Origin of the sequence: Rahnella ecdela, assembly GCF_019049625.1 — a bacterium.
Taxonomy (GTDB): Bacteria; Pseudomonadota; Gammaproteobacteria; order Enterobacterales; family Enterobacteriaceae; genus Rahnella; species Rahnella ecdela.
This window is the reverse complement of sequence record NZ_JAFMOY010000081.1, coordinates 1-5,146: the sequence shown is the minus strand read 5'-3', so window position 1 is coordinate 5,146 and position 5,146 is coordinate 1. Positions and strand designations below refer to the sequence as shown.

5 protein-coding genes, 4 tRNA genes and 1 rRNA gene are annotated in these 5,146 nt (G+C 48.0%); 8 read left to right on the top strand and 2 right to left on the bottom strand.

Features of this window, described 5'->3' with window-relative positions:
* The 3 genes from rrf to birA form a co-directional block, all read left to right on the top strand.
* A 5S ribosomal RNA gene (rrf, locus tag J1784_RS26965) occupies nucleotides 1-76 on the top strand; the annotation flags it as partial.
* A gap of 187 nt (nucleotides 77-263) precedes the next feature.
* Nucleotides 264-1,301 (top strand): UDP-N-acetylmuramate dehydrogenase, encoded by a 1,038-nt coding sequence (gene murB, locus J1784_RS00530; RefSeq protein ID WP_217147612.1) that lies wholly within the window; start codon nucleotides 264-266, stop codon nucleotides 1,299-1,301.
* The gene (gene birA, locus J1784_RS00525) at nucleotides 1,298-2,257 is read left to right on the top strand and encodes a bifunctional biotin--[acetyl-CoA-carboxylase] ligase/biotin operon repressor BirA (RefSeq protein ID WP_217147611.1); all 960 of its coding nucleotides are present in this window, start codon (nucleotides 1,298-1,300) and stop codon (nucleotides 2,255-2,257) included. Before murB ends, birA begins: the two co-directional genes overlap by 4 nt.
* Nucleotides 2,258-2,311: 54 nt before the next feature.
* Here the strand turns inward: birA and coaA are convergent, their stop codons facing one another.
* Entirely contained in the window at nucleotides 2,312-3,262 is a 951-nt protein-coding gene (coaA, locus tag J1784_RS00520; protein WP_095924281.1) for a type I pantothenate kinase, read from the bottom strand.
* Between the two features lie 219 nt (nucleotides 3,263-3,481).
* The gene (locus J1784_RS00515; RefSeq protein ID WP_217147610.1) at nucleotides 3,482-4,018 is read right to left on the bottom strand and encodes a GNAT family N-acetyltransferase; all 537 of its coding nucleotides are present in this window, start codon (nucleotides 4,016-4,018) and stop codon (nucleotides 3,482-3,484) included.
* A 385-nt stretch (nucleotides 4,019-4,403) separates the two neighbouring features.
* On the opposite strand from J1784_RS00515, the gene J1784_RS00510 reads away from it, so the two are divergent.
* The 5 genes from J1784_RS00510 to J1784_RS00490 all read left to right on the top strand — a co-directional run.
* Nucleotides 4,404-4,479, top strand: a tRNA-Thr gene (locus J1784_RS00510).
* A gap of 19 nt (nucleotides 4,480-4,498) precedes the next feature.
* Nucleotides 4,499-4,583, top strand: a tRNA-Tyr gene (locus J1784_RS00505).
* A 131-nt stretch (nucleotides 4,584-4,714) separates the two neighbouring features.
* Nucleotides 4,715-4,789: transfer RNA gene (locus J1784_RS00500), tRNA-Gly, on the top strand.
* A gap of 7 nt (nucleotides 4,790-4,796) precedes the next feature.
* Nucleotides 4,797-4,872: transfer RNA gene (locus J1784_RS00495), tRNA-Thr, on the top strand.
* A gap of 108 nt (nucleotides 4,873-4,980) precedes the next feature.
* The coding region (locus tag J1784_RS00490; RefSeq protein WP_238485321.1) for a GTP-binding protein at nucleotides 4,981-5,146 on the top strand (166 nt) is incomplete at its 3' end.

Below are 5,146 nucleotides of genomic sequence, written 5' to 3'. Positions count from 1 at the left end.
CGAACTCAGAAGTGAAACGCCGTAGCGCCGATGGTAGTGTGGGGTCTCCCCATGCGAGAGTAGGGAACTGCCAGGCATCAAATAAGTGGAAAGCCCTGTACTGACGTACAGGGCTTTTTGCTATGAGTAATTTGGTGGTTTTTGGACGTTATTTGTCCTGATTTTGGCATGTGTTGCTCTATTGCAACTTACAAAACCCGGAGTATCGGGGTATAGGATCGGTTAAACTAACCACAACTAAGTCACTCATGAGTAATATTGTTATGTCGATTGACGACACTTCTCTTCAGTCTCTGAATACCTTTTCTCTGGCAGCCCATGCTGCTGACATTACCTTTGCTCAGAACGCGAAACAATTAACAGATGCCTGGAAATTGGCGCAGGAAAAGCAGCAGCCCTTTTTGCTTTTAGGTGAAGGAAGTAATGTTCTTTTCCTTGAAGACTTTGCAGGGATCATCGTTCTGAACCGGATTAAAGGTATTGAACTGAGTGAAAATGCTGAAGAATGGCTCATGCATGTGGGTGCTGGTGAGAACTGGCATCAGCTGGTGTGTTACACGCTGGAGCACAATATTGCGGGTCTTGAGAATCTTGCCTTAATTCCAGGCTGTGTCGGTTCTGCTCCCATTCAAAATATCGGCGCGTACGGAATCGAACTGCAAAGCATCTGTAATTACGTTGATGTCTTGGACCTGAAGGCCGGGAAGGTTACCCGTTTGACCTCTGCAGAATGCCAGTTCGGTTATCGTGAAAGCATTTTTAAACATGCCTATAAAGAAGGTTATGCGATCGTCGCCGTCGGACTCAGACTGACAAAGCAATGGCAGCCAAAGCTCATTTATGGTGATTTAACTCGTCTGAATCCTGAAACGGTGACTCCCCGCCAAATCTTCGATTCCGTCTGCGCTATGCGTCAGAGTAAGTTGCCCGATCCTGCGGTGACGGGGAATGCGGGAAGCTTCTATAAAAATCCGACTGTCGATGCCTCTGTTGCTGAAAAAATGAGTCTCGAGTTCCCCTCAATGCCTGCTTACCCTCAGCCTGATGGGCGAATTAAGCTCGCAGCAGGCTGGTTAGTAGAGCAGGCCGGTCTTAAAGGCTTCAGTATTGGCGGCGCAGCTGTTCATGAAAAACAGGCATTAGTACTGATAAATAAAGACAACGCCACCAGTGCGGATGTACGCGCTCTGGCTAAATATGTGCGCGATGCTGTGGCCGAAAAATTTGGGATCTGGCTCGAACCAGAAGTCCGTTTCATCGCTTCTCAGGGCGAAGTAAATGCCGTAGGGGCGTTGTCATGAAAGATATTACGGTTCCGTTGCAGTTAATCTCAATCCTGGCTGACGGCGAGTTTCATTCTGGTGAGCAATTAGGTACAGCCATGGGAATGAGCCGCGCAGGGATTAATAAGCACATCCAGACTGTACGGGAGTGGGGGGTAGATATATTTACTGTTCCCGGAAAAGGCTACAGTCTCCCACATCCGATCCAGTTGCTTGATGAAGCTAAAATTCTCGAGATGCTGCCTTCTGGAAATGTTAGCGTTCTGCCCGTCATTGATTCAACTAACCAGTATCTGATGGACAGAATTGGCGAGCTGAGTTCGGGCGATGCTTGTGTAGCTGAGTACCAGCAGGCGGGGCGCGGTCGCCGCGGTCGCAAATGGTTTTCGCCATTTGGTAGTAATCTGTACCTTTCAATGTACTGGAAACTGGAGCAAGGCCCGGCAGCGGCCATGGGGCTCAGTCTAGTGATTGGTATCGTGATGGCGGAAGTGCTTCAGCGCCTGGGAGCCAAAGACGTGCGGGTGAAATGGCCTAACGACCTTTATCTTAATGACCGCAAGCTGGCGGGGATCCTTGTTGAGCTGACAGGTAAAACCGGGGATGCCGCACAGCTGGTTATTGGTGCGGGGATTAACCTCAAAATGCGTGAGCCTGCGAGTGATACGATTAATCAGGGCTGGATTAACCTGCAGGAAGCCGGCGTTAATATTGATCGTAATAAACTCACTGCCACATTGTTGAATGAACTGCGTTCGGCTTTACTTCATTTTGAACAGAAAGGGCTGACACCGTTTATCCGTCGCTGGCGTGGTCTGGATAATTTCCTTGATCGCCCTGTTAAGCTGCTAATCGGCGAACAGGAAGTACATGGTATTGAACGTGGAATTGATCCTCAGGGCGCTTTACTGCTTGAGCAAGATGGGGTTGTTAAGCCTTATATTGGCGGGGAAATTTCACTGCGTGGGCTTTGATTAAAATAAGGGAGAGCCTGGCTCTCCGTTATCATTTTAGTGGCGGGCGAACGTTTATTTCCTCAACCGTACACTTTCAACCGCGTGATTGGCGCTTTTTGTCAGAATCAGACTGGCCCTTTCACGTGTTGGTAGTATATTTTCTTTCAGATTCAATCCATTAATCTCGTTCCACAGCTGTGTCGCAATATTCACTGCTTCTTCTTCTGGCAGTTTTGCATAGTGATGGAAATAAGAATCCGGATCCGAGAAAGCGCCCTGACGGAATTTGAGGAAGCGGTTGATATACCAGCCCTGTAATAAATCTTCCGGAGCATCAACGTATATTGAAAAATCGACAAAATCGGACACAAATACATGGTGGGGATCGTGCGGATAATCCATTCCACTTTGCAGTACGTTGAGCCCTTCCAGAATTAAAATATCCGGCTGCTCAATGACTTTATTCCCATCGGGGATCACATCATAGATTAAGTGCGAATAGACCGGCGCAGTCACGTGCTTAGCACCCGATTTTACTTCGGAGACGAAATTAACCAGCTGATGCATGTCGTAAGACTGCGGGAAGCCTTTTTTCTTCATGATCCCGCGCTCCTGGAGCGTCTTGTTGGGATACAGGAAACCATCTGTCGTAATCAGTTCAACCGAACGATGCTCTGGCCAGCGGCTCAGGAGTGCCTGAAGGACACGAGCCGTCGTGCTTTTACCTACTGCAACACTGCCCGCAATCCCAATCACATAGGGTATTTTTTGCCCGTCAGTGCCAAGGAACTGCTCGAGCACGGCCTGCCGGCGCAGGTTAGAACTGATATAAAAATTGAGAAGGCGCGAAAGCGGCAGATAGATCTGCGCCACTTCCTCAAGGGACAAATCCTCGTTGATGCCTTTCAGGTTTACCACTTCCGCTTCTTTAAGCGTCAGGGGTACTGAATCACGTAAGGCTGCCCACTGCGCACGGTCGAACTGCAGATAAGGAGTTGCCAAAGATGGGTCTCTTTTTTTCATAAGTTAAAGTCTGCCTGTTAGCGCAGGTCAGGAAAGGCGATCACGCCAACTCCAGACAGTAAACCAGCAGCATATTATAGACACCTTAATTTTTGGGGGAGATCTTTTTCTTATAACTTATCGATTTCTTTGATTGAGTTTAAAAATTTTTAAGAAAGTTATGCAAACGTGGAAATGCCTCTTGTGGTACGGCGTAAACCTCACCGCACCACAAAGTGGCTAAAATTGAGGGTGGGATGTGCTGCTGAACGGGGAGAGTTGCTTGTAATAGACCACTTCGTTTTTTCGACTATAGCCGGTCGTACCCTGCCTGGAACCCACACAGCGATATCCCTGAGCGCGGTAGAAAGCTTCCGCCTCTGAGCCAGACTGCATATCTGAAGACAGCATGGTGCAACGCAAATCCAGAGCTGTGCTTTCCAGTTCACGCATCAACATGCGAGCCACACCACGGCGTCTCGCCCGTGAACAGACCAGCAGGGTGCTGATTTCTGCCTGAGGGGATAATGTTGTCGTACCGGCTAAGTCGAGCTGAACGGTGCCGATGACACCTTGCTCGTCTCTGGCAATCCAAAGCAATAGTTCATTTTGAGAAAGTGCGGGACGCAAATCATGAAAGGTCTCTTCAGCCTGCTTTTGTTCCTTAACGTGAGGAAAGCCTGCAGAAGCTCCCTGGCTGTTGGCCTCTATCAGTAGTTGCGCCAGCTCATCTCTGTAGACCGGTAATGTTGCGGCATTAAGCATAACAATCTTCATGGCTACATCCCTCGTATGACAAAAATAGTGCGTTCATAAAGGAGATAGCAAAAAATACGCCAACAAAATTGGGCTGTAAAATCAGTATCTGCAAAAAAGAAAGTACATTTAGGCGCTCGAAAACGAGGCAAAGGAACTTTTGTGGTGCATAAGCCGGACTTTCATGCAGTAAAAACGGTTTTTTAAGGAGCGGCAGGAAAAAAACAGCAGACAGTGGTTGTCAGTCAGTGCACGAGAGTAAATTTTTCGAGTGTTATTTAACCCCTTAAACACTTAAAAATGGGAAAAAACAGTTTTTTTGAATAAAACATGAGCGATAGCGCAAAACATGCAATTTTTTTGTTGCATACCCCTTAAAGTCTCCCTAGAATGCGCAGCACTTGATGCCGGCATAGCTCAGTTGGTAGAGCAACTGACTTGTAATCAGTAGGTCCCGAGTTCGACTCTTGGTGCCGGCACCATTCAAGTACTTAACAATTAGGTGGGGTTCCCGAGCGGCCAAAGGGAGCAGACTGTAAATCTGCCGTCATCGACTTCGAAGGTTCGAATCCTTCCCCCACCACCATACAAGCCTTAGTAATAAGGCAACTTGAAGTGAAAGAGTCGCTTCAAGTGAAGGTGAGGAATTAAGTGTCTCACGTCCTTTTCCCCGTCTTCGAAGTTCTTCAGAACAATCAGGTAGCCGAGTTCCAGGATGCGGGCATCGTATAATGGCTATTACCTCAGCCTTCCAAGCTGATGATGTGGGTTCGATTCCCACTGCCCGCTCCAAGTATGTGCTGATATAGCTCAGTTGGTAGAGCACACCCTTGGTAAGGGTGAGGTCGGCAGTTCGAATCTGCCTATCAGCACCACTTCCAAATCCTCCCTCCTGATTCTCTTTCTGTAAACTAATTCGTCAAGCAAATGCTTGGTTGATGTGGTGATACCACCGATTTAACCGTGTCTTAGAGGGACAATCGATGTCTAAAGAAAAATTTGAACGTAACAAACCGCACGTTAACGTTGGTACTATCGGCCACGTCGACCACGGTAAAACTACCCTGACTGCAGCAATCACTACCGTTCTGGCTAAAACCTACGGCGGTTCTGCACGCGCATTCGACCAGATCGATAACGCACCAGAAG

What these genes read in the sequence shown, in the direction of transcription:
- murB (WP_217147612.1), top strand. Translation starts at nt 264, where the DNA reads ATGTCGATTGACGACACTTCTCTTCAGTCTCTGAATACCTTTTCTCTG.
- birA (WP_217147611.1), top strand. Translation starts at nt 1,298, where the DNA reads ATGAAAGATATTACGGTTCCGTTGCAGTTAATCTCAATCCTGGCTGAC.
- coaA (WP_095924281.1), bottom strand. Translation starts at nt 3,262, where the DNA reads ATGAAAAAAAGAGACCCATCTTTGGCAACTCCTTATCTGCAGTTCGAC.
- J1784_RS00515 (WP_217147610.1), bottom strand. Translation starts at nt 4,018, where the DNA reads ATGAAGATTGTTATGCTTAATGCCGCAACATTACCGGTCTACAGAGAT.